Genomic DNA, 21,719 nt, shown 5'->3' with positions numbered 1-21,719 from the left:
CGCGGGATCTCAGACGCTGGCGCCGTCGTAACTGTGGATCTGCAACGCATCCAGCGCAATGTCAGGCACGCAGCGCAGGTTGACGGCGCACATCGCGGCGCCGTCCGGCGCAGTGCCGTAGGCGAAGGGCTGGGCACCGCAGACTCGGCAGAACTGATGGCGGATCTTGTGGTGATTGAAAGTGTAGGTGCTGAGCTGGTCCTGGCCGCTGTTGAGCGTGAAGGCGCTGATGGGGAAGAAAGACAGCAGCAGCCCTTTGCGGCGGCAGATCGAACAGTTGCAGCTGAGGGCCTCGGTGGGCAGTTCGGCGTCCACGGAGAAGGTGACGGCGCCGCAGTGGCAGCTTCCCAGGAATGACATGGCGATGATCCTGTTACAGGGGAAAGTGTTTGCCCAGTATAGTGCAATTTATCGCCACTCGGCCGCGCAGGGCCCGGTTTCCTTAGTAAATGCGCGGTTTTCTGGTAGGTTAGAGCTTAACGTCATCAAAAGGAGATCGCGATGTTAGAACACTATTATCCGGCCAATATGGGTGCCGAACCGGTCACGGACGAACAGCACAAACGGCTGGTGGCGGTGCAGGCGGCGCTGGAATTGATCAAGGCCACGCTGTCGGATACCAACGACGGCAACGGCGTAGACTTCCAGCTGAAGGCGGCGGAGAAGCACATCGGCCCGATGGCCGACGCCATTCAGGAAGCCCTGAAGTAACGGTTCGCCGTCACCTCAACCGCCCGCACCGGGCGGTTTTTTTTGCGCTGATTGCTGCGATTTTTTTAGTGGCGCATTGCCTTTTTTCCGGCTGGTGCCGTGAGCGACGCGATCCTACTCTAGCGATCCGAATCCTTATCAGGGTCATGCTCATGTTCCGCTTCAGCCTCTTTTCTTTCTTATTACAGCGCCACCGGCGCGTCACCTGCTTGGCCGGCGTCGCGCTGCTTCTCAGCGGCGTCATGCAGGCGCAGGCCGCGCAGCGTATCGAATTCTCGCCGGATACCGCCGGCGCTTATCCAGAGGGTATCGCCTGGAACCCGCGCGCCGGTGCGTTCCTGGTCTCCTCCCTGCGCGGTGGGCAGCTTGGCCTGGTCTACCCGGATGGCCGCTATCGGCGGTTTTCCACCGGTAAGGGGCTCATCACCACCTCCGGCATGCTGGTGGACGCCGAGCGTAATCGGGTGCTGGTGTGCAACGAAGACGTGGGGGTCTCCCTCAGCTCTGCGCCCGGTACGCGCAATCGCGTGGCGCAGGTGCTGGAGTTCAATCTCGATACCGGCGCGCTGCAGCAGACGTACGATCTCTCATCGTTAAGCCGTGGGCCGACGCTGGCCAACGATCTGGCGCTCGACGCGCAGGGCAATATCTACGTGACCGACAGCTTCCAGCCGCAGATTTACAAGGTCGACCGGGCAACGCGCCAGGTGTCGATTCTGGTGCGCTCAGCGCGTTTGATGCCGGCCGAGGTTCCCGCCGCTGCGCAGGGCACGCAGCCTTATCTCAACGGTATCGTGTATCACCCGGATGGCTATCTGATTGCGGCGGACTACACCCGCGGGCTGTTGTGGAAGGTGACGCTGGATAGCGCGCCTGCGATAAGTGAAATCAGGCTACCGCAGCGGCTGAAAGGGCCGGACGGGCTGCGGCTCAAAAACGCCCATGAATTGGTGATCGTACAGTCTTTTCCGGGGGCAAAGGGGAGCATGTCCGGCGACGTAACGCTGCTCTCCTCGAACGACGACTGGGCCAGCGCGCATATCACGGCGGTCGCCACGCCGCCGGAATTGGATGGGCCGACCGGCGCCGCGCTGCGCGATGGCGAGGTGTGGGTCGTCAACTCGCGTTATCCCCGTTTGTTTGCCGACGTCGCTCAGGCAGAGAGAACCAGGACGTTCAGCATCGTCAGGGTGGCGTTAGAGCGGAGGCCCGCCGATCGGCGACGGTTGCCAACCCGGCCGGAATAGGATTAAATGCCGCACTGACTGTATAAATAAACAGGTGCGCGCGATGAGTCTGATGTTGAAGGGTGAAAAGATTGACCGTAACCGCTTTACCGGCGAGAAGATTGAAAACGGCAGCTTTATGCTGTGTGATTTTTCGGGCGCCGATCTGACCGGCACCGAGTTTATCGGCTGCCAGTTTTACGATCGCGACAGCCGACAGGGCGGCAATTTCAGCCGCGCGATACTGAAAGACGCCAGCTTCAGAAGCTGCGATTTGTCGATGGCCGACTTCCGCCACGCCAGCGCCCTGGGGCTGGAGATCCGCGAGTGCCGCGCGCAGGGTGCTGATTTTCGCGGCGCCAGCTTTATGAACATGATCACCAGCCGCACCTGGTTTTGCAGCGCCTATATCACCAAAAGCAATCTGAGCTACGCCAACTTCGCCAAGGTGGTGCTGGAGAAATGCGAGCTGTGGGAAAACCGCTGGCACGGCGCACAGGTGCTCGGCGCCAGCTTCAGCGGCTCCGATCTGTCCGGCGGCGAGTTCTCCGGATTCGACTGGCGCGCTGCCGACGTCACCCAGTGCGATTTGAGCAACGCGGAACTGGGCGAATTGGATTTGCGCACCACCGATCTGCAGGGTGTCAAAATGGACAGCCTGCAGGCCGCGCAGCTGCTGGAGCGGTTAGGGATTGCGGTTATCGGCTAATAAATTGCCCCAGGCCCGTTTTCCACGGTGCCTGGGGGAAATATGTTTACGCGGTTTATGAATATAAATTTAAATATTGCTTGCTTAAATAACTCAGCCGTGTGTAAATAGGGGCATCGGTTTGTAGTACAGACCTTATGAAAGCAGTTTTAGTAAAGCAGTTCTCAGTATTAGCGATATCCCTCAGATACCTCTTCTTCCGCGAATTTTCTTCTCTAGTGCCCCATAAGTTTCCAATAAAAACAGACCTCTATCGCCATATGGCGTCGCAAAAATATAAAGGAAATATCTCTATGTCTACTAAAATGACAGGTTTGGTAAAATGGTTTGATGCAGGTAAAGGCTTCGGCTTTATCACCCCGGCAGACGGCGGCAAAGACGTGTTCGTACACTTCTCCGCTATCCAGAGCAACGATTTCAAAACGCTGGACGAAGGCCAACAGGTTGAGTTCACTATCGAAAAGGGTATGAAGGGTCCTTCTGCCGGCAACGTGGTCGCGTTATAATTTTCGGCCAAGGTGCGGTTTCTTACGACAGCGATGAAGGTTTAAGCCGGAGCAGTTAAGAAATAACACCCTCAGCCTGAATAAACTCCGGGTTCGCCCGGAGTCTTTATCGATACGTCATTAGCTCAGCAGGAAGAGCGGCAGCGAAATATTCGTTGGCGGACTGGGGTTCGATTCCTCGATGACGTTCCAATAATTAATTATTATTGGCAACAGAAAAACAGATTTTCGCATAAATAATAATGCCGCTTTCCAGTCTGTTTTCCTGTTGTGAAAAAGTCGCGCTTAGGCTGCGTAATGTTGGAGTGTTGGATGGACGCTTACGCCATAACATGACAGCCGGGAAAGTCACCGGCACATGATTAATAGCCCCGGCTCTGGCCGGGGTTTTTTGTGCCCGCGATCTTAACGCTGCGAGTCCAGCCGTTCGTTGTTTTTCACCACGTCCTGCGCTTTGAGGTAGCTCTCGATCAGCAGCTGATAGGCCGGGAAGATTTTGGTGTAAACCTCGGCCCACTGCTGAGCGTCGGCGCGATTCCAGCTGCCCTGCAGCTCCGAGGCGACGCCGGCGGTGTCGATCGGTACCACGCCGGCCTGCACCACGCGTGCCAGGGTGATTTCCTGCGCCATTTTCGAGTAGGTGCCGGAGGCGTCGATCACCGCGAACACTTTATAGCCTTCGGCCACCGCGCTGATGGACGGGAAGGCCATGCAGACGCTGGTGATGGTGCCGGCGATGATCAAGGTTTTGCGGCCGGTGGCTTTGACCGCCGCCACGAAGTCCGGGTTGTCCCAGGCGTTGATTTCCCCTTTGCGGGCGACGTATTGCGCGTGCGGCGCATTTTGGTGAATTTCCGGGATCAGCGGGCCGTTCGGGCCCTGCGGCACCGAGGCGGTGGTGATCACCGGCAGTTTGCTGAGGGTGGCGATGCTGGCCAGGGCAGCGGCGCGGGCGCGCAGTTCGGTCATCGGCATGTCGGCGACGGTTTGGAACAGGCCGCTCTGGTGGTCGATCAGGAGCATGACTGCGTCATTGGCATCAATAACAGGACGCTGGCCGTTGAAGTTGGCTGGAGTGCTCATGGTGTTTTCCTTTTCTCGTCGTGAGGTCAGTGGGTATCTTCTTTGATTGATAAGGCTGAAACTCAGCACTTGCCTACAGTGTAGGGAGGGGCGAAAAATCCGGTAGACCGTGCAGGCGGGATGCATCGTTCCACAGATGGAACGACGGTGCGGAAGGCGAGCGAACCCGCGCTGGGCTAAACTTAAGATGCATGAGAAACATGCGGCAAGGAGCGCCATCCTGTTTACGGATTACGGAGTTGACGAGGAGGGCCGCCATCATGGCTTACCGGCATATCGTTGTCGCCACGGATCTCAGCGAAGACGCCGAGTTCCTGCTGGGCAAAGGCGCCAGACTGGCCGCCGCGCTCAAGGCTAAACTTTCCCTGATCTATATCGACATCCGCCGCGCCGGTTATTACGTCGATCTGGGCGTGGGCGATTACAACTACACCGATCGCACCTTTTCGGAGCGGGTGAAGAATATGCTCAATGCGATCAAAGGGCAGTCGTCCTACCCGGTCGAAGAGGTGATCGTCAGCCGCGGCGCGTTGACGGAAGAGCTGAACCGGGTGGCGAAAGAGAAAGGGTTCGACCTGGTGATCTTCGGCCACCATCACGACGTCTGGAGCCGGCTGGTCTCTGCGGCGCGCCAGGCGATCAATGAACTGAACGTCGATCTGCTGGTTGTTCCCATCGAGAAGAAATAGTCGCGGCCGCCTGCGGGCGGCTGCCGTTTTTCATTCACATCGTTTATCTCTGTGCGGCTATAACCGCACACCTGCAATAGTCTCGCCCGCTGACAATCCGCCAGGCAAATAGTGACTAACCGTAATTTTATTTTATCCATCAATATGTTGGCCAAAATCCGATAAAGGTTAATCCAGCGCATTGAAATCACTGACATACCTCCTTTTGGTTAATAAACCGCACGTTTTGACTGGCTCTCAGGGGAGGGGCGCCTTATCCTCGGGGTAATGAGATTTGTATGACTTATATAAATACGTTCACATGGAGGAGGTCTCATGCGTTTTGACAATAAAGTCGTGGTTATCACCGGTGCGGGCAACGGCATGGGGGAAGCGGCGGCGCGGCGGTTCTCCGCCGAGGGCGCCATCGTGGTGCTGGCCGACTGGGCCAAAGAGGCGGTAGATAAGGTTGCCGCTTCGCTGCCGAAGGGCCGGGCGATGGCGGTACATATCGACGTGTCCGATCACGTCGCGGTTGAGAAAATGATGAACGAGGTGGCGGAAAAACTGGGCCGCATCGACGTCCTGCTGAACAATGCCGGCGTACACGTGGCGGGCAGCGTGCTGGAAACCAGCGTCGACGACTGGCGCCGCATCGCCGGGGTCGATATCGACGGCGTGGTGTTCTGCTCCAAATTCGCCTTGCCGCACCTGCTGAAGACCAAAGGTTGTATCGTCAATACCGCGTCGGTGTCCGGCCTGGGCGGCGACTGGGGCGCGGCCTACTACTGCGCGGCGAAAGGCGCGGTGGTCAACCTGACGCGCGCCATGGCACTGGACCACGGCGGTGACGGCGTGCGTATCAACTCGGTCTGCCCGAGCCTGGTGAAAACCAACATGACCAACGGCTGGCCGCAGGAGATCCGCGACAAGTTCAATGAGCGCATCGCGCTGGGGCGTGCGGCGGAGCCGGAAGAAGTGGCGGCGGTGATGGCGTTCCTGGCCAGCGACGACGCCAGCTTTATCAATGGCGCCAACATCCCGGTCGATGGCGGGGCGACCGCCTCGGACGGTCAACCGAAGATCGTTTAAGTGGTAAAACAGCAGGCCCGGTCAGGATGACCGGGCCTGCTGTTTTAGACGCCGATGCGGTCGCGCAGCGTGTAGTAGGCCGCGCCGATGGCGGTGAACGGGATCTGCAGATTGCGCCCGCCGAAGAACGGCAGGTGCGGCAGCTTGGCGAAGGCGTCGAAGCGTTCGGCGTCGCCGCGCATCAGCTCGGCGATCAGCTTGCCCGCCAGATGGGTGCAGGTCACGCCGTGGCCGCTGTAGCCCTGCATGTAGTACACGTTATTCTCCAGCCGGCCGAACTGCGGCATGCGCGACAGCGTCAGCAGGAAGTTGCCGGTCCAGCGATAGTCGATACGCACCCCTTTCAGCTGCGGGAAGGTCTTCAGCAATTTTGGCCGTATCAGGTTGTCGATGTCGTCCGGATCGCGCGCGCCGTACACCACGCCGCCACCGTACAACAGGCGATGATCGGCGGTGATGCGGTAGTAATCCAGCAGGTAGTTGCAGTCTTCCACGCAGTAGTTCTGCGGGATCAGCGCCTGTGCGATCTCCGGCGCCAGCGGCTCGGTGGTCACCACCTGGGTGCCGCACGGCATGCTGCGCTTGGCCAGCCGCGGCTCCAGCTTGTCGCCCAGATAGGCGTTGCCGGCGACGATGACGAAACGCGCCTTCACCTGGCCGTTGGCGGTGCTGATGAGCGCCGGTTCGCCGTGGCGGATGTTCGTCACCGCCGATTGTTCGAAGATGCGCCCGCCCTGCAGGCGAATCGCCTCGGCCTCGCCCAGCGCCAGGTTGAGCGGATGGATGTGGCCGCCGCTGTGATCGAGCAGCGCGCCGACGTAGCGATCGCTGGCAACTTCCTGGCGTACCCGATCCGCATCGAGCAGCTCGAGCTGGGTATTGCCGTAGCGTTCCCAGTTGCGCTTTTGCTCGATCAGCGCATGGAACTGCTTGTTGTTCAGCGCGGCGAAGATGCCGCCGGGGCGGTAGTCGCAGTCGATGGCGTAGCGGCTGATGCGGCTGCGGATGATCTCCGCGCCTTCAAACATCATGCTGCCGAGCAGGCGGGCGCTTTCTGCGCCGTAGCGCTCTTCAATCACATCGATGTCGCGGCTGTAAGAGTTGACCAACTGGCCGCCGTTGCGGCCGCTGGCGCCGAAACCGATGCGCGCCGCTTCCAGCACCACCACGTTATAGCCGGCCTCCACCAGAAACAGCGCGGAGGAGAGGCCGGTATAGCCGCCGCCGATCACGCAGACGTCGCATTCGATAGATTCATTCAGTTGCGGATAGGGCTGATGTGCGTTGGCCGTGGCCGCATAGTAGCTTTTTACGTGTTCAGTCATGAGATAAGCCCTTATTCCAGCGAGATCCAGGTGGTTTTCAATTCGGTGAATTTGTCCAGCGCGTGCAGCGATTTGTCGCGGCCGTTGCCGCTCTGCTTGTAGCCGCCGAACGGTACGGTCATGTCGCCGTCGTTGTAGTTGTTGACGAACACCGTGCCGGCCTTCAGCTGGCGCGCCATGCGGTGCGCACGGGCCAGATCGCGGGTCCAGACCGCGGCGCCGAGGCCGTAGTCGCTGTCGTTGGCCAGCTGCAGCGCCTGTTGCTCGTCGTCGAAGGTGGTCACCGCCAGCACCGGGCCGAAGATTTCATCGCGCGCCACGCTCATGGCGTTGTTCACCTGGGTGAGGATGGTCGGCCCCAGGTAGCCTGCGTGGTCGCCCTGCGGATGGTCGCGCCCGTCGAGGAATAGCGCGGCGCCCTGGCTCAGCCCCCGATCGATATAGCCGGCCACTTTTTCGCAGTGGCCGCTGTCGATCAGCGTGCCCATCACCGTGGCGGGATCGAGCGGATCGCCGGGAACGAAGGCCGCCGCGTGTTTGCGCAGCGCCTGCAGGAATTCTTGCTCAATGCTCGCTTCGACCAGCAGGCGAGTGCCGGCGATGCACACCTGCCCCTGATTATAGAAGATGCCGGCGGCGGCGCTGCGGGCGGCCTGATCCAGATCCGGGCAATCGGCGAAGACGATATTGGCGCTCTTGCCGCCGGCCTCCAGCCAGACGCGTTTCATGTTCGATTCGCCGGCGTAAATCATCAGCTGCTTCGCCACCAGCGTGGAGCCGGTGAAGGTGAGGGCGTCGACGTCGCGGTGCAGCGCCAGCGCCTTGCCGGCGTCGTGGCCATAGCCGGGCACCACGTTCAGCACGCCGTCCGGCAGCCCAGCCTGCTGCGCCAGTTTGCCGAGCAGGATGGCGCTCAGCGGCGATTTTTCAGAGGGTTTGAGCACCACGCTGTTGCCGGCGGCCAGCGCCGGACCGAGTTTCCAGCAGGCCAGCAGCAGCGGAAAGTTCCAGGGCACGATGGCGCCGACCACGCCGATCGGCTCGCGTTCGATCAGCGCCAGCGCATCGCGGCCGGTGGGGGCGATTTCGCCGTACACCTTATCGATCGCTTCGGCGTACCAGCGGATGCAGCGAATGGCGCCCGGCACGTCGTCGCGCAGGCTGTGGCGAATCGGCTTGCCGGTGTCCAGCGTTTCCAGCAGCGCCAGCTCTTCGTGATGCTGCTCCATCAGCTCGGCGAAGCGCAACAGCGTGGCCTTGCGCTGCGTCGGGGCGGCTTGCGCCCAGTCGCCACGCTCAAAGGCGGCGCGCGCCGCGCTGACCGCCCGATCGATGTCGACGGCTTCGCCGCGCGCGACCTGCGCCAGCTCACGGCGCCCGGCGGGATCTTCCACGGCGAAACTTTTCCCCGCGGCAGCCGGCTGGTAGCGGCCGTCGATAAACAGCTGGTGCTCAATCTTCAGGGCCTGCGCCCGTTGTTGCCAATACTGCAAATGGTGAAAGTTCATGCCTGGCTCCGTTGATCAGAATGTCGTCGGCGTATGGGCGCTGATAATCCGGCAAATGCGCGCCGACGTGTTGCTGAAACTGTGGGGGATGCCGGTATTGATGGCGTAGCTTTGCCCAGCCAACAGGTGATAGCTCTGGCCGTTGACCTGCAGCACCACTTCACCCTCCAGCAGCGTGCCGATCTCTTCCCCCTGATGCTTGATGCGCTCGCCGGTGGTGGTGCCCGGTTCGTAGGTCTCGATCATCATCGCCAGCGTGCGGTTCGGGTCGCCGTTATGAATAAGCTTCATCGAAACGCCCTGGCTGCCGATTTCGATCAGATCGTCACTGCCGATCACGATCTGCGGCTCCGTCGGTTTTTCCGGCTCGGCGAAAAACGCCGACAGCGACAGACCGTACACCGTCAGCAGCTTTTGCAGCGTGCTGATGGCCGGGCTGACCTTGTCCTGCTCGATAGTGCTGATGGCGCTGTGGGTTAACCCAGACAGTTCGGCGACCCGGCGCTGCGACAACCCTAATTGTTGACGGATCTGCGACAGACGTTTTCCCGGTGCCAAGCTGACGTCGCTCATGGGCGTTTTTCCTTTTGATAGTTCCGACAGGCGGTGATGAAACCATCAAACAACAGGCGCGACAGGGCGTACTCGTCGCTGTTCCACTCCGGGTGCCACTGCACGCCGAGCGCGAAAGGCTGATCGCGCACGCTGATCGCCTCCACCAGCCCGTCGGCGGCGTGCGCCTCGATGCGAACGCTTTCGCCCAGGGTTTTGGCGCCCTGGCCGTGCAGCGAGTTCACCCAGAATCTGTTGCAATCCGGTATCAGTTGCGAAAGCAGCCCCCCTTCCTGAACGATGACTTCGTGGGCGGGGGCGTATTGCTGTTCCAGCGGCAGGTCGTGATCTTCACGGTGTTCCTGCAGCTCGGGCAGTTCGTACAGGCGGCGATGCAGGGTACCTTGGGTGGCGACCACCATCTCCTGCATGCCGCGGCAAATGGCGAAAAGGGGAATGCGCCTGTCGAACGCCTGGCGGATCAGCGCCAGGCTCAACGCGTCTCGGCCAGGATCGGCGTCAGGCTCATCGCCGTTTTCACCATAAAGGTGCGGCTGCACATTACTGGGGCTGCCCGGCAGCAAAATGCCGTCGAGGCGCGGCAGCAGTTCCGCCAGCATTTCCGGCTCCGCCAGCGCGTGCGGCAGGGCGATCGGCAAGCCGCCGGCGGTGATAACGGCATTCAGGTACTTTTCTTGCAAGGTCTGTGTGAGGTGCCCGTTTAACCTATACCTGCACATGACGACGCCGATGACTGGTCTGTTAAATATATTGTCCATGCTATCCCCTTGGTACGTTCGAAATTATGAACGATAAGCTTCTCCACCGCCGATTTCGTTCAATATTCTATAAATCTAGCAGTCGATTGGGCAATATTCAAACCAAAAGTAACACTTGCAAAACAAATTTGTTTCATCTACGTTTCATTTGTGGGCATTATATTGAACAATACGGTCAATAAACATCGACGACAGCAAAACACAAACGGCGGGTGAACCATGCAGACCAACATCGTAGAAGTGGAAAACTTTGTTCAGCACAGTGAAGAGAGACGAAGTAGCGCGTTCCAGCGCGAAGTGAAGAAGTACCTGGAACGTTATCCGTTAACCCAACATGTCGACGTACTGTTGACCGATCTGAACGGCAGCTTCCGCGGCAAACGCATCCCGGTCGGCGGCCTGAGCAAGCTGGAGAAGGGCTGTTACTTCCCGGCGTCGGTATTTGCGATGGATATTCTCGGCAACGTCGTCGAAGAGGCCGGGCTGGGGCAGGAGCTGGGCGAGCCGGATCACGTGTGCGTGCCGGTGCCGGGCACGCTGACGCCGTCGGCGGCGGATCCGCAATATATTGCGCAGGTGCTGCTCACCATGCTGGATGAAGATGGCACTCCCTTTGACGTTGAACCGCGCAATGTGCTGAACCGAGTGTGGCAGCGTTTGCGTCAGCGCGGGCTTTCCCCCGTGGTAGCGGTAGAGTTGGAGTTCTATCTCATCGATCGTCAACGCGACGCAGAGGGCTATCTGCAGCCGCCGTGCGCGCCGGGCACGCAAGAGCGCAACACCCAAAGCCAGGTGTATTCCGTCGATAACCTGAACCATTTCGCCGACGTGCTGAGCGAGATCGACGAACTGGCGCGTTTGCAGGGCATTCCGGCGGACGGCGCGGTGGCGGAGGCGTCGCCGGGACAGTTCGAAGTCAACCTGCACCATACCGACGACGTGCTGCAGGCCTGCGATCACGCGCTGGCGCTGAAGCGGCTGGTGCGCATGGTGGCCGAGAACCACAACATGCAGGCCACCTTTATGGCCAAGCCGTATGAGGAGCACGCCGGCAGCGGCATGCACGTGCACATCAGCATGCTGAACGCGCAGGGCAACAACGTGTTCGCCGACGACGACGGCGAAGACTCGGCGCTGCTGAAACAGGCGCTGGCGGGCATGATCGCCCTGATGCCGTCTTCGATGGCGCTGCTGGCGCCGAACGTCAACGCCTATCGCCGCTTCCAGCCCGGCATGTACGTGCCGACCCAGGCCTCCTGGGGGCATAACAACCGCACCGTGGCGCTGCGCATTCCCTGCGGCGATCGCGACAACCACCGCGTGGAGTACCGCGTGGCGGGCGCCGACGCCAACCCTTATCTGGTGATGGCGACCATTCTGGCCGGCATCGTCTACGGCCTGGAAAGCGCGCTGCCGCTGCCTGAGCCGGTGACCGGCAACGGGCTGGAGCAGGACGGGCTGCCGTTCCCGATTCGCCAGAGCGACGCGCTGTACGAGTTCGAACATCAGCCGGTGCTCAATGCACTGCTGGGCGAACGTTTCAGCCATGTCTACCTGGCCTGCAAAACCGATGAGCTGGTGCAGTTCGAGCGCCTGATCACCGAAACCGAAATCGAGTGGATGCTGAAAAACGCCTGATCCCGCTCGCCCTGCGACGACCGCGCGCGTCTGGCGCATTTCATCGGCTCTCCTGTGGCCGGTGAGGCTGCGCGCTGCGGTACAGAATTTCTTCTATCACGGCGTACAGGACGCCGACGAGGAAATAACCATGACTCAGTCATTCCCCTGCGCAGACGTTTGCCTGTGCCGCAGTGCTTACGGGCCGGTCGCTGGCCGCCCGACAGTGATCCCAACCCGTTTTTCCCGCCGCCTGAGCAGCAGTTTCCCCGCGGCCTCTCTGAATGACGTTGCACGGTTGACAGCAGAGGACCAAGAGGGGAAATGCCATGACGATTAAAGCCATCGATGGCGGCCCGGCGGGCAAACCGCAGCTGCGCAAATCCCTCAAGCTGTGGCAGGTGGTGATGATGGGCCTGGCCTATCTGACGCCGATGACGGTGTTCGATACCTTCGGCATCGTCTCCGGCCTCACCGACGGCCATGTGCCGACCTCCTATCTGCTGGCGCTGGCCGGCGTGCTGTTCACCGCCATCAGCTACGGCAAACTGGTGCGCCAGTTTCCTACCGCCGGCTCCGCCTACACCTATGCGCAGAAGGCGATCAACCCGCACGTCGGTTTTCTGGTGGGGTGGTCATCGTTGCTCGATTATCTGTTCCTGCCGATGATCAACACGCTGCTGGCGAAGATTTACCTGACCGCGCTGTTCCCGGAAGTGCCGCCCTGGGTGTGGGTGGTGGGCTTCGTTATCCTGATTACCGCCATCAACCTGAAAAGCGTCAATCTGGTGGCCAACTTCAATACCCTGTTCGTACTGGCGCAGGTGGCGATCATTCTGGTGTTCATCTACCTGGTGGTGCGCGGCCTGCACAACGGCGAGGGGATGGGCACGGTGTGGAGCCTGCGGCCGTTCCTCAGCGAGAATGCGCATCTGCTGCCGATCATTACCGGCGCCACTATCCTGTGCTTCTCGTTCCTCGGCTTCGATGCGGTCACCACGCTGTGTGAAGAGACGCCCGACGCCGCCAAGGTGATCCCGCGCGCCATCTTCCTGACCGCGCTGTACGGCGGGGTGATCTTTATCAGCGTGTCGTTCTTTATTCAGCTGTTTTTCCCGTCCATTCAACGCTTCCACCAGCCCGATGCCGCGCTGCCGGAGATCGCGCTGTACGTCGGCGGCAAGCTGTTCCAGTCGATCTTCCTGTGCGTGACCTTCATCAACACGCTGGCCTCCGGCCTGGCGTCGCACGCCAGCGTGTCGCGCCTGCTGTACGTGATGGGGCGCGATAACGTGTTCCCGGAGAAGTTCTTCGGTTACATCCACCCTAAATGGCGCACGCCGGCGCTCAACGTGCTGATGGTCGGGCTGGTGGCGCTGTCTGCGTTGTCGTTCGATCTGGTGACCGCCACGGCGCTGATCAACTTTGGCGCGCTGGTGGCCTTTACCTTCGTCAACCTGTCGGTCATCAGCCACTTCTTTATTCGCGAAGGGCGCAACAAAAGCTGGAAGGATCGCTTCAACTTCCTGTTCCTGCCGCTGGTGGGGGCGCTGACGGTGGGGGTGCTGTGGCTGAACCTGGAGAAGAGCTCGCTGACTATGGGGCTTATCTGGGCGACGCTGGGCTTCGGCTATTTGGCCTGGTTGACCCGGCGTTTTCGCCAGCCGCCGCCGCAGCTCGAGCGGCAGCCGCAGCAATAAAATCACAGGCGGGAGTTTCCCGCCTTTCTTTTTGGCGCGTGCGGCAGTAGAGTGAAAAAACTGATAAAAAATAACCCATTGGATCCGCCTTATGCCCGCTTTGCCCTCGCGTACCCGCGCCACGCTGTTCGGTTTATTGGCCATTGTGCTGTGGAGCAGCGTCGTCGGCCTGATCCGCAGCGTCAGCGAAGGGCTGGGGCCGATCGGCGGCGCGGCGATGATCTACAGCGTCAGCGCGGTGTTTTTGCTGGTGGCGCTCGGCGTGCCGAAATGGCGCAGCTTTCCGCGGCCTTATCTCATCGTCGGCAGCCTGCTGTTCGTCAGCTATGAGATCTGCCTGTCGCTGTCGCTCGGCTACGCCAATACCCGCCTGCAGGCGATAGAAGTGGGCATGATCAACTACCTGTGGCCCTGTTTCACCGTGCTGATGGCGTTGGCGCTCAACGGGCAAAAGGCCAAATGGTGGCTGCTGCCGGGGCTGCTGCTGTCGCTGTTCGGCATCGGCTGGATCATGAGCGGCGAGGGCGGCTGGTCACCGGCGCAAATGCTGGCCAACGTGCGCAGCAATCCGCTCAGCTACGGGCTGGCGTTCAGCGGCGCAGTGATCTGGGCGCTGTACTGCAACCTGACCAAGAAGATCGCCCAGGGCAGCAACGGCGTGGTGCTGTTTATCGTGCTGACCGCGCTGGCGCTGTGGCTTAAATATGCCTTCAGCGCGGAAAGCGGCATGCAGTTCAGCCTCGGCGTGATCGTGACGCTGCTGTGCGCCGGGGTGGCGATGGGGGCGGGGTATGCCGCCTGGAACGTCGGCATTCTGCACGGCAACATGACGCTGCTGGCCACCGTCTCTTATTTTACCCCGGTGCTGTCGGCGGTGTTCGCCGCGCTGGTGTTGCACACCTCGCTAACCGCCAATTTCTGGCAGGGCGTGGCGATGGTGACGCTCGGCTCGCTGATCTGTTGGCGGGCAACCCGTGGAAATTAACGGAAATTATCCGCCGTCGGCGCAATGTTGAACTAGAATTTAACTAGCCATGTTGCCTGAAGGAACGACGACGATGAGAAGCGACATTCAATTTATTCAACAACCCGAAATCGACGCGCATCACTATGAACGCGGCGATACCGTGCGCCTGACCACGGCGAATCTGCGGCATGAATATCAGCTCGACGTTTATATTTTGCGCCGCGACGACAAGCTGATTTACGGTTCCGTCGTTGCGGCGGCGCCCAAGACCGACATTCCGGTCGCCAGCTGGGAGGTGAAAAACGGCGAGGAGGTGGCGTTCCGCCAGGAAAACATCGCCAAGGCGGTGCCGGCGGTGAACTGATTTCGCTTTGCGTATTTTCTGTTGATTTTGATGAAGGCCGGCGTTCATGCGTCGGCTTTTTCTTTTCCACGTCGCGATAATGGTCAGGTGACGCCCTGATGACAGTTGGCTCAAAAACTGCGCTAAAAATCGATGTGCATGACTAAAATCACAGCGAATGTGAATTTGCATGAAACATAATTTGACAAATGTGAACGCAATCGATTACCTATTCGCGAAATGCGTAACTGGATCACAGATTCTTACAGTCAGTGGTTTCTATAATGCGCGCGTCATCCGAGTTTCTGTGTGAAGACAACGCCAGGTGTCGGCAGACTCATTGTCATCTTTTCTAAACGGGCAGGAAATGGCCCTTTAAGCATGTGGTAATAAAATGAAAAAAATAGCTCTCGCAGCAGGTGTACTGCTCGCAGCGTCTTACAGTGCATCATCAATGGCTGATAGCAAAGACAGTCAATATGTCTCCGACTGGTGGCACCAGAGCGTCAACGTGGTGGGCAGCTACCACACCCGCTTCGGGCCGCAGCTGAATAACGACGTGTATCTCGAATACGAAGCCTTCGCCAAGAAAGACTGGTTCGATTTCTACGGTTACGTTGACGTGCCGAAGTTCTTCGGCGTGGGCAACACCCCGGACCGCGGCATCTGGGACAAAGGCTCCCCAATGTTTATGGAGATTGAACCGCGCTTCTCCATCGACAAGCTGACCGGCACCGATCTGAGCTTCGGGCCGTTCAAAGAGTGGTACTTCGCCAACAACTACATCTATGATCTGGGCCACAACGCCGACGGCCGTCAAAACACCTGGTACATGGGTCTGGGCACCGATATCGACACCGGCCTGCCGATGAGCCTGTCGATGAACATCTATGCCAAATACCAGTGGGAAAACTACCAGGCTGCCAACGAGAACAGCTGGGACGGTTACCGCTTCAAGGTGAAATACTTCGTGCCGCTGACCCAGGTGTGGGGCGGCAACCTGAGCTACATCGGCTTCACCAACTTCGACTTTGGTTCCGATCTGGGCAAGGACAGCCATTGGGTTGACGGCACCGGCAAACAGGTACGCACCGGCAACTCGATCGCCTCCAGCCATATTTTGGCGCTGAACTACGATCACTGGCACTATTCTTTCGTGGCGCGTTATTTCCATAACGGCGGCCAGTGGCAGGATGGCGCGGATATCGGCACGCCGCAGGACCCGATGAAAATCAAGTCTACCGGTTGGGGTTATTACCTCGTGGTCGGCTATAACTTCTGATTTTCCGTGTTATCAGAAACAGAAAACCCCGCCTGGCGGGGTTTTTTTTCGTCATCACTGGGCTTGTTCGACCGGGAGATGCTTCACCGGCATAAACAGCCTGCCTTTGATCACGTGACATTCATTATTTATCCAACTAATGATTTGTTCACGGCTGACGCCTTCCGACTGCGCGTAACGATGAAGATCGCCGTTAAAGTGTCGAGTGATGTATTCCATGAGGGTCATTTGCACGTCTTTTGCTCCTGAACGCCCACCCGTTGCCAGCCTGGCCACCGCGGGAGGTTGAGGTTTCTCAGACAGCGAATGTAAATTATCGGCAACTAAATCTCAACATAAAGCACCAGATTGGGGCGACGGCGGCGGGAAAAAGAATCCCGCACGGAGAGGCGGGAAGTGTTCGCTATTATCATTATGGATGATAAGAATAAGATTTGAGGTGCGACGAAAAAGAGCACGCTAACTCTTTTTTGTTACCTTCCCACGCTAGCGTAAGGCTTATTTTTCTTCAAGAAAAATCTGAGGTAAGTATCGGCATTTTCGAGGCGTTTTGCGTTAAAACAAGATTTTGGCGCGTCTGCCGTCTCGCGCGTCATCATCTCGGAGTTTTCCTTATACTTCGTCCGGGAAAGGCCCGCTATAGTCAATAGAGTCACCCACGCAGGAATACACAACATGAACAAACGTCGTACGACCCTCACGGTGTTGGCGCTGATCGCGTCGCTGGGGTTGTCATCCGCTCCGGCTCTGGCCGATAAGGGCGGCAATGGTAACGGCAACGGTAATGGCCATGGCAACAGCGGCAATAACGGTAACCATGGCAATAACGGCAATCACGGTAACAAAGGCAATAAAGACCATTATGATAACGGCGTTTATCGTAACGACGACAATCTGATCACCGTCAACCTCTCGCGCGATCGCGCCCGTGCGCTGGCGCACAACTATGGCCTGACCGGCTACCGTTCGTTGCCGCCGGGCATCGCCAAGAATCTGGCGCGCGGTAAACCGCTGCCGCCGGGCATCGCCAAAAAAATGGTGCCGCGCTCTATGCTGCGTGAGCTGCCGCAGTACCCGGGGTATGAGTGGCGTATCGCCGGCGACGATCTGGTGCTGGTCGCACTCAGCACCGCGATTGTGGCTTCCGTTATCAATGGCGTGTTCGACTAACGCCTGTCGAGCGTTATCGGGCCTCGCTGTGGCGGGGCCTTTTTATTTGCCAGCGCGGGGCGGACGTGGTGAACTTTAGCCCTGACGTTTTCACTGCATCATAAGGGAGGTGCCATGTTCAGGGCGTTATTGATCGCCTGTTGTTTGACCAGTTTTCCGGCGTTGGCGGACGGCGCCGCCGCTCTCGGGGAGCTGGTGAACCAACGGCTGTCGTTGATGAAGGACGTTGCCGGTTACAAGGCCCAGCAGCATTTGCCGATCGAAGACCTGGCGCAGGAGGCGAAGGTGTTGGCCAGCGCGCAGGCGGAGGCGGGGCGTTTGGGGCTTGAGCCCGCGTCGGTGCGGCCTTTTATCGCCGCGCAGATGGACGCCGCCAAGGCGATTCAGTATCGCTATCGCGCCGACTGGCTGGCGAGCCCGGAAACCGGTTGGCAGCCGCGCCCGTTGGCGCAGGTGCGCCCGCAGATTGCGCGGTTGAGCAGCCAGATATTGCAACGGCTGGCGGAGCGGCTGCGCGCCGGCCCGCTTGGCGAGGCGGATCGGGCGGCGTTTATGGCGTCCGTGGATCAGGTGAACCTCAGCGCCGCCGACAAACGGCGGCTGGCGGATGCGCTGCTGGCGGTCAAAACCGGCAGCGCAGGCTGAGCGTCAGTCGCGGCCGACGGTGCTGCGGCGGAAGGTCAGCATCCGGCTGCGGTTGGCGATGAGATCCACGTTGTAACCGCGGAAATAGAGGCAAAAGCGTTTTAACCACGGGCCGTCCTGGCACTCTACCAGCATGCGGCCCTGGCCGAGCGGGCTGAGCGTACCGCTCTGCGCCGCCGGGCCGACGCCGATATGCACCCGATCGCCACGAATTTCAAAGGCGGTGCGATAGTGCGGGTGATACCACAGCCCCTGCACATGCTTCAGGCAGTCGCCGTTGGCCGTGACCGGCAGAAAACGGCGCGCCACATGCCCGACTTCGCCCTCGACCGCTTCGCCGGTCCACTTCAATTTGATTGGCATATGGGCGGACAGCGACACCGCGTACCCGTCCTCGCCCTGATACAGCGGTTCACCGCTGCCCAGATAGGCCAGGTTGCCGTCTTTAACCTCCAGCCAGTGCGGCTCGGCCAGCGTGGCGTAGAGGCCGTCGGGGATCGCCGTGCTGCGCTGCGGCAAAGGTTCGCCCAGCAGCGCCGCCATCACCTGCAAAGCCATACCGAAACTGTCGCAGTCTTCGCGGTTGGCGACCAACGCGACGCCGACCTGGCGATCGGGCGCCAGCAGGAAATAGGTTTTGTAACCGGCGTGGGAACCGCCGTGGCCGAGCAAGCGGCGGCGGCCCAGCGGGGTTTGCGCCAGCCCCAGGCCATAGGCGCTGAGCTGGCCCTGATTGAGGCGGCGCGGGGCGCCGAGTTGCGCCAGCACGCCCTGGCCGGGGCCCTCGTCGGCCAGCAGCGTTTGCAGCCAGCGGGTGAGGGCGTGGAGGCTGCCGGTCAGGCTACCGGAGGCGGAAAGGTGCAGGCCGGCGCTGGCGTGTTGCCAGCCCTGCGGCGCCCGCCAGTAACCCGGCACCAACCCCGGCACCACGTCGAACCAGCTTTCCGGTGCTTGCATCTGCACCTGCAGCGGCCGGGCGATGTGCTGTTGCACCAGTTGGTCGAAATCATACCCTTTGCTACGCAGCGCGGCCTCCAGCAGCCGATAGCCGGTATTGCTGTAGGCGATCTCGCTGCCGGCTTCGTAGTTCAACTTTTCCAGCCCTTCGACAAACTGCATGACTGGCTGCGCCTCGCTGACGGCGTGCAGCGAGATGCCGAGCAAGCCGAGCGTTTCGCGCACGTCGGGCAGGCCGCCGGTCATGTCCAGCGCCTGGCCGACGGTGACGTCCGCCAGCGCAGGCTGCAGGGCGGGCAGCAGTTCGCCCAGGCGCTGTTCGAGCCGAATGGCGCGGCCGGTGGCGTTCAGCGCCAGCGCGGCGAAGATATGTTTGGTCACGGAGGCGTAGCGCACCACGCTGTCGACGGTGAAGGGGGTATTCTGCGCCAGATCGGCCAGGCCGGCGCAGGCGGTGGCGCGGAGTTGTTCGGCGTCAAACAGGGTGATGGCGCCGCCGGGTTCGCCACGCCGTTGCCAGCCGGCCAGCAATTGTTCGGCGAGGGCGCCGGCAGCGCGCCAGTTTAACGGTGTTACAGACATAGGGCCTCCAGAGTGATGGTTCGAAACGGGCCAGCTCGGCCACACGCCGCCCGGCGCTGACGATGAGCGCGGGCTTTTCGGCTGATTGTGGCGCAGTGCGTTTTTCGTCGGCCGCTGTTTTGTGCGCTGTTTAGACCAGTCAGTGGGGAATCACGCGAAACTTTGATATAGCGCGCAGATTGCGGCTGACGTTGCGGCTAAAGGCAGGGGGAGAAACAGGCGCCCGGCGGCGCCTGCAGAGGGATCAGTTGAGTTTGGCGGCGCCGTCCAACAGGCCTTCAATCATCTGCTTGAGCAGGCGCTGCAGCGAGGCGGCGCGCTGCGGTTCGAACGCGTAAGGGTACTGTTCGGACATGTAGTTCACCTGCGCCAGTTCGAGCTGGATCGCATGCTGTTGCTGCTGCGGCTGCCCGTAGGCGCGGGTGATGTAACCGCCCTTGAAGCGGCCGTTCAGCACGTGGGTGTACTGCTGTTGCTGCTCGCAGCAGGCGACCAGCCGATCGCTCAGCGCCTGGGCGCAGCTTTCGCCGCCGTTGGTGCCGAGGTTGAGATCCGGCAGCTGGCCGTCGAATAGCCGCGGGATCACCGAGGCGATGGAGTGTGCGTCGAACAGCAACGCATAGCCGTGCCGCGCTTTGAGGCGTGCCAGTTCGTCCTGCAGCTGCTGATGATAAGGTTGCCAAATCTGCTGCAGATAGCCGGCGCGTTCTGCGTCCGTCGGCGCTTTGCCCGGCAGGAAGCTTGGGCGGCCGTCGAACAGCACGTCGGGATACAGGCCGGTAGTGGCGGTGGTATACAGCGGCTTGTCGTCCGCCGGGCGGTTCAGATCGATGACGAAGCGCGAATAGTTGCCGACCAGCACGCTGGCACCCATCGCCCGGGCGAAGTCGTACAGCTGCGGAATGTGCCAGTCGGTATCGGGCAGTGGGCGGGCGTCGTCGGTCAGTCCGGCCTCGACCGCCGGCGTCAGTTGCGTGCCGGCGTGCGGGATGCTGATCAGCAGCGGCAGGCTGCCGCTCTGGAAGCTAAAAGGATCGCGAATGGTCATTGACGTACTTCTCCTCGGAAAATCACCGTACAGGGCAGCTGGCCGCCCAACCAATAAGCCAGTTCCGCCGGCCGCGACAGCGGCCAGTGAACGAAGTCCGCCACCTTGCCGGTTTCCAGCGTGCCGTGGCTGTGTTGCAGCCCCAGCGCTTTGGCGGCGTGGGTGGTAACGCCCGCCAGCGCTTCTTCCGGCGTCAGGCGGAACAGCGTGCAGGCCATGTTGATCATCAGGCGCAGCGACAGCGCCGGCGAGGTGCCGGGGTTGGCGTCGCTGGCGATCGCCATCGCCACGTGGTGCTTGCGGAACAGCTCTACCGGCGGGCACTGGGTTTCGCGCAGCAGGTAATAGGCGCCGGGCAGCAGTACCGCCACGGTGCCGGCATCGCCCATGGCGCGGGCATCTTGTTCGGTAGCGTATTCGAGATGGTCGGCGGAGAGCGCGTGATGGCGCGCCGCCAGCGTGCTGCCGCCGAGGGCGGAGAGCTGCTCGGCGTGCAGCTTGACCGGCAGCCCGGCGGCCTCGGCGGCGGCGAAGACTCGCTCCACCTGCGCCGGTGAGAACGCCAGATGTTCGCAGAAGGCGTCAACCGCATCCGCCAGCCCGGCGGCGGCCGCCTGCGGAATGATGGTATCGCAGACCAGATTGATGTAGTCGTCGGCGCGGTTGGCGTATTCCGGCGGCAGCGCATGGGCCGCCAGACAGGTGGTTTTCACCTCGACCGGCAGCAGCTCGCCCAACTTGCGCGCCACCCGCAGCATCTTCAGTTCGCTCTCCGGGCTGAGGCCGTAACCGGATTTGATCTCCACGCAGGTGACGCCTTCCGCCAGCAGCGGCCGCAGGCGGAACAGCGCCTGCTCCAGCAGCAGCGCCTCGTCGGCCTCGCGGGTGGCTTTCACGGTGGAAATGATGCCGCCGCCCTGCGCGGCAATGTCGGCGTAGCTCACGCCGTTCAGCCGCTGTTCGAACTCGCCGCTGCGGTTGCCGCCGAACACCAGGTGCGTGTGGCAGTCAACAAAGCCGGGGGTAATGATGCCGCCGTTGAATTTCACCGTTTCGTCCGCGATCAGGCCGGGCGGCAGCGCCGCATGTTCGCCAATCCAGACGATCTTGCCGTCGCGCACGGCGATCGCGCCGTCGGTCAGGGTGTGATAGTTGCCGTCGCGCATGGTGACGATATCGGCGCCGTGCCACAGGCTGTCACAGTGAATCTCAGACGTCATTGCTTTCCTCCGCCGGAGCCGCAGCTCCC

At 60.7% G+C, this 21,719-nt stretch carries 23 protein-coding genes and 1 pseudogene; 14 read left to right on the top strand and 10 right to left on the bottom strand.

What is annotated here, in order from left to right:
- Positions 1–9: 9 nt before the first annotated feature.
- Complete coding sequence (locus tag AWX27_RS03040; protein WP_060419318.1) at positions 10–360, bottom strand: GFA family protein; 351 nt, start codon at positions 358–360, stop codon at positions 10–12.
- Positions 361–501: 141 nt separating this feature from the next.
- Between AWX27_RS03040 and AWX27_RS03035 the strand changes: the two genes are divergently transcribed.
- The 5 genes and pseudogenes from AWX27_RS03035 to AWX27_RS03015 all read left to right on the top strand — a co-directional run bounded on the left by AWX27_RS03035 (position 502) and on the right by AWX27_RS03015 (position 3,344).
- Positions 502–711, top strand: a complete 210-nt coding sequence (locus AWX27_RS03035) for a hypothetical protein (protein ID WP_004941260.1) — start codon at positions 502–504, stop codon at positions 709–711.
- A 152-nt stretch (positions 712–863) separates the two neighbouring features.
- Positions 864–1,958, top strand: coding sequence for an SMP-30/gluconolactonase/LRE family protein (locus AWX27_RS03030; protein ID WP_230200969.1), 1,095 nt, complete (start codon positions 864–866; stop codon positions 1,956–1,958).
- Positions 1,959–2,001: 43 nt separating this feature from the next.
- Positions 2,002–2,646 (top strand): Qnr family pentapeptide repeat protein, encoded by a 645-nt coding sequence (locus AWX27_RS03025; protein WP_060419314.1) that lies wholly within the window; start codon positions 2,002–2,004, stop codon positions 2,644–2,646.
- A 293-nt stretch (positions 2,647–2,939) separates the two neighbouring features.
- Positions 2,940–3,152, top strand: a complete 213-nt coding sequence (gene cspA / locus AWX27_RS03020) for a transcription antiterminator/RNA stability regulator CspE (RefSeq protein WP_025302547.1) — start codon at positions 2,940–2,942, stop codon at positions 3,150–3,152.
- 114 nt (positions 3,153–3,266) lie between these two features.
- A pseudogene (locus AWX27_RS03015) lies at positions 3,267–3,344 on the top strand.
- 213 nt (positions 3,345–3,557) lie between these two features.
- Here AWX27_RS03015 and AWX27_RS03010 read toward each other — a convergent pair.
- A complete protein-coding gene (locus AWX27_RS03010) occupies positions 3,558–4,235 on the bottom strand; it encodes an isochorismatase family protein (RefSeq protein WP_038877740.1) in 678 nt (225 codons plus the stop codon).
- Positions 4,236–4,495: 260 nt separating this feature from the next.
- Here AWX27_RS03010 and AWX27_RS03005 point away from each other — a divergent pair, with 260 nt between their 5' ends.
- Entirely contained in the window at positions 4,496–4,924 is a 429-nt protein-coding gene (locus AWX27_RS03005) for a universal stress protein (protein WP_060419312.1), read from the top strand.
- Between the two features lie 315 nt (positions 4,925–5,239).
- Complete coding sequence (locus AWX27_RS03000; protein ID WP_025302549.1) at positions 5,240–5,995, top strand: meso-2,3-butanediol dehydrogenase; 756 nt, start codon at positions 5,240–5,242, stop codon at positions 5,993–5,995.
- Between the two features lie 44 nt (positions 5,996–6,039).
- On the opposite strand, the gene AWX27_RS02995 is transcribed toward AWX27_RS03000, so the two are convergent.
- Genes AWX27_RS02995 through puuD form a run of 4 tightly spaced genes read right to left on the bottom strand, consistent with a single transcriptional unit; the run spans position 6,040 to position 10,159 of the window.
- On the bottom strand, positions 6,040–7,320 hold the full coding sequence (locus AWX27_RS02995) for an NAD(P)/FAD-dependent oxidoreductase (RefSeq protein ID WP_025302550.1): 1,281 nt from the start codon (positions 7,318–7,320) through the stop codon (positions 6,040–6,042).
- A gap of 11 nt (positions 7,321–7,331) precedes the next feature.
- Complete coding sequence (gene puuC, locus AWX27_RS02990; protein ID WP_060419310.1) at positions 7,332–8,828, bottom strand: aldehyde dehydrogenase PuuC; 1,497 nt, start codon at positions 8,826–8,828, stop codon at positions 7,332–7,334.
- 15 nt (positions 8,829–8,843) lie between these two features.
- Positions 8,844–9,401 (bottom strand): HTH-type transcriptional regulator PuuR, encoded by a 558-nt coding sequence (puuR, locus tag AWX27_RS02985; protein ID WP_049288046.1) that lies wholly within the window; start codon positions 9,399–9,401, stop codon positions 8,844–8,846.
- Complete coding sequence (gene puuD / locus AWX27_RS02980) at positions 9,398–10,159, bottom strand: gamma-glutamyl-gamma-aminobutyrate hydrolase (protein WP_060419308.1); 762 nt, start codon at positions 10,157–10,159, stop codon at positions 9,398–9,400. The genes puuR and puuD overlap by 4 nt, the downstream gene beginning before the upstream one ends.
- Positions 10,160–10,378: 219 nt before the next feature.
- Here puuD and AWX27_RS02975 point away from each other — a divergent pair, with 219 nt between their 5' ends.
- The 5 genes from AWX27_RS02975 to AWX27_RS02955 all read left to right on the top strand — a co-directional run bounded on the left by AWX27_RS02975 (position 10,379) and on the right by AWX27_RS02955 (position 16,068).
- Complete coding sequence (locus AWX27_RS02975) at positions 10,379–11,797, top strand: glutamine synthetase family protein (protein ID WP_049296669.1); 1,419 nt, start codon at positions 10,379–10,381, stop codon at positions 11,795–11,797.
- 308 nt (positions 11,798–12,105) lie between these two features.
- A complete protein-coding gene (locus AWX27_RS02970; protein ID WP_025302554.1) occupies positions 12,106–13,476 on the top strand; it encodes an APC family permease in 1,371 nt (456 codons plus the stop codon).
- A gap of 91 nt (positions 13,477–13,567) precedes the next feature.
- On the top strand, positions 13,568–14,461 hold the full coding sequence (gene yddG / locus AWX27_RS02965) for an aromatic amino acid DMT transporter YddG (RefSeq protein WP_060419307.1): 894 nt from the start codon (positions 13,568–13,570) through the stop codon (positions 14,459–14,461).
- 73 nt (positions 14,462–14,534) lie between these two features.
- Positions 14,535–14,807 (top strand): hypothetical protein, encoded by a 273-nt coding sequence (locus AWX27_RS02960; RefSeq protein ID WP_049272745.1) that lies wholly within the window; start codon positions 14,535–14,537, stop codon positions 14,805–14,807.
- Between the two features lie 373 nt (positions 14,808–15,180).
- A complete protein-coding gene (locus AWX27_RS02955) occupies positions 15,181–16,068 on the top strand; it encodes a nucleoside-specific channel-forming protein Tsx (protein ID WP_060419305.1) in 888 nt (295 codons plus the stop codon).
- Positions 16,069–16,122: 54 nt separating this feature from the next.
- On the opposite strand, the gene AWX27_RS02950 is transcribed toward AWX27_RS02955, so the two are convergent.
- Positions 16,123–16,302, bottom strand: a complete 180-nt coding sequence (locus tag AWX27_RS02950; RefSeq protein ID WP_025160261.1) for a hypothetical protein — start codon at positions 16,300–16,302, stop codon at positions 16,123–16,125.
- 441 nt (positions 16,303–16,743) lie between these two features.
- Here AWX27_RS02950 and AWX27_RS02945 point away from each other — a divergent pair, with 441 nt between their 5' ends.
- Positions 16,744–17,238: an anti-virulence regulator CigR family protein gene (locus tag AWX27_RS02945; protein ID WP_060419303.1), complete on the top strand. Its 495-nt coding sequence runs from the start codon at positions 16,744–16,746 to the stop codon at positions 17,236–17,238.
- A gap of 114 nt (positions 17,239–17,352) precedes the next feature.
- Complete coding sequence (locus tag AWX27_RS02940) at positions 17,353–17,883, top strand: chorismate mutase (protein WP_060419302.1); 531 nt, start codon at positions 17,353–17,355, stop codon at positions 17,881–17,883.
- 3 nt (positions 17,884–17,886) lie between these two features.
- Here the strand turns inward: AWX27_RS02940 and AWX27_RS02935 are convergent, their stop codons facing one another.
- The 3 genes from AWX27_RS02935 to hutI form a co-directional block, all read right to left on the bottom strand.
- Entirely contained in the window at positions 17,887–19,422 is a 1,536-nt protein-coding gene (locus tag AWX27_RS02935) for a serine hydrolase domain-containing protein (protein WP_060419300.1), read from the bottom strand.
- Positions 19,423–19,666: 244 nt separating this feature from the next.
- Positions 19,667–20,470, bottom strand: coding sequence for an N-formylglutamate deformylase (gene hutG / locus AWX27_RS02930; RefSeq protein ID WP_060419298.1), 804 nt, complete (start codon positions 20,468–20,470; stop codon positions 19,667–19,669).
- Positions 20,467–21,690, bottom strand: a complete 1,224-nt coding sequence (hutI, locus tag AWX27_RS02925) for an imidazolonepropionase (RefSeq protein WP_043141410.1) — start codon at positions 21,688–21,690, stop codon at positions 20,467–20,469. The genes hutG and hutI overlap by 4 nt, the downstream gene beginning before the upstream one ends.
- Between the last annotated feature and the right edge of the window lie 29 nt (positions 21,691–21,719).

The sequence above is a fragment of the Serratia sp. 2880STDY5682894 genome, from assembly GCF_001537385.1.
Classification (GTDB): Bacteria; Pseudomonadota; Gammaproteobacteria; order Enterobacterales; family Enterobacteriaceae; genus Serratia; species Serratia nevei.
The sequence above is the reverse complement of the archived record's forward strand: the minus strand, read 5'-3'. Positions and strand labels throughout refer to the sequence as shown.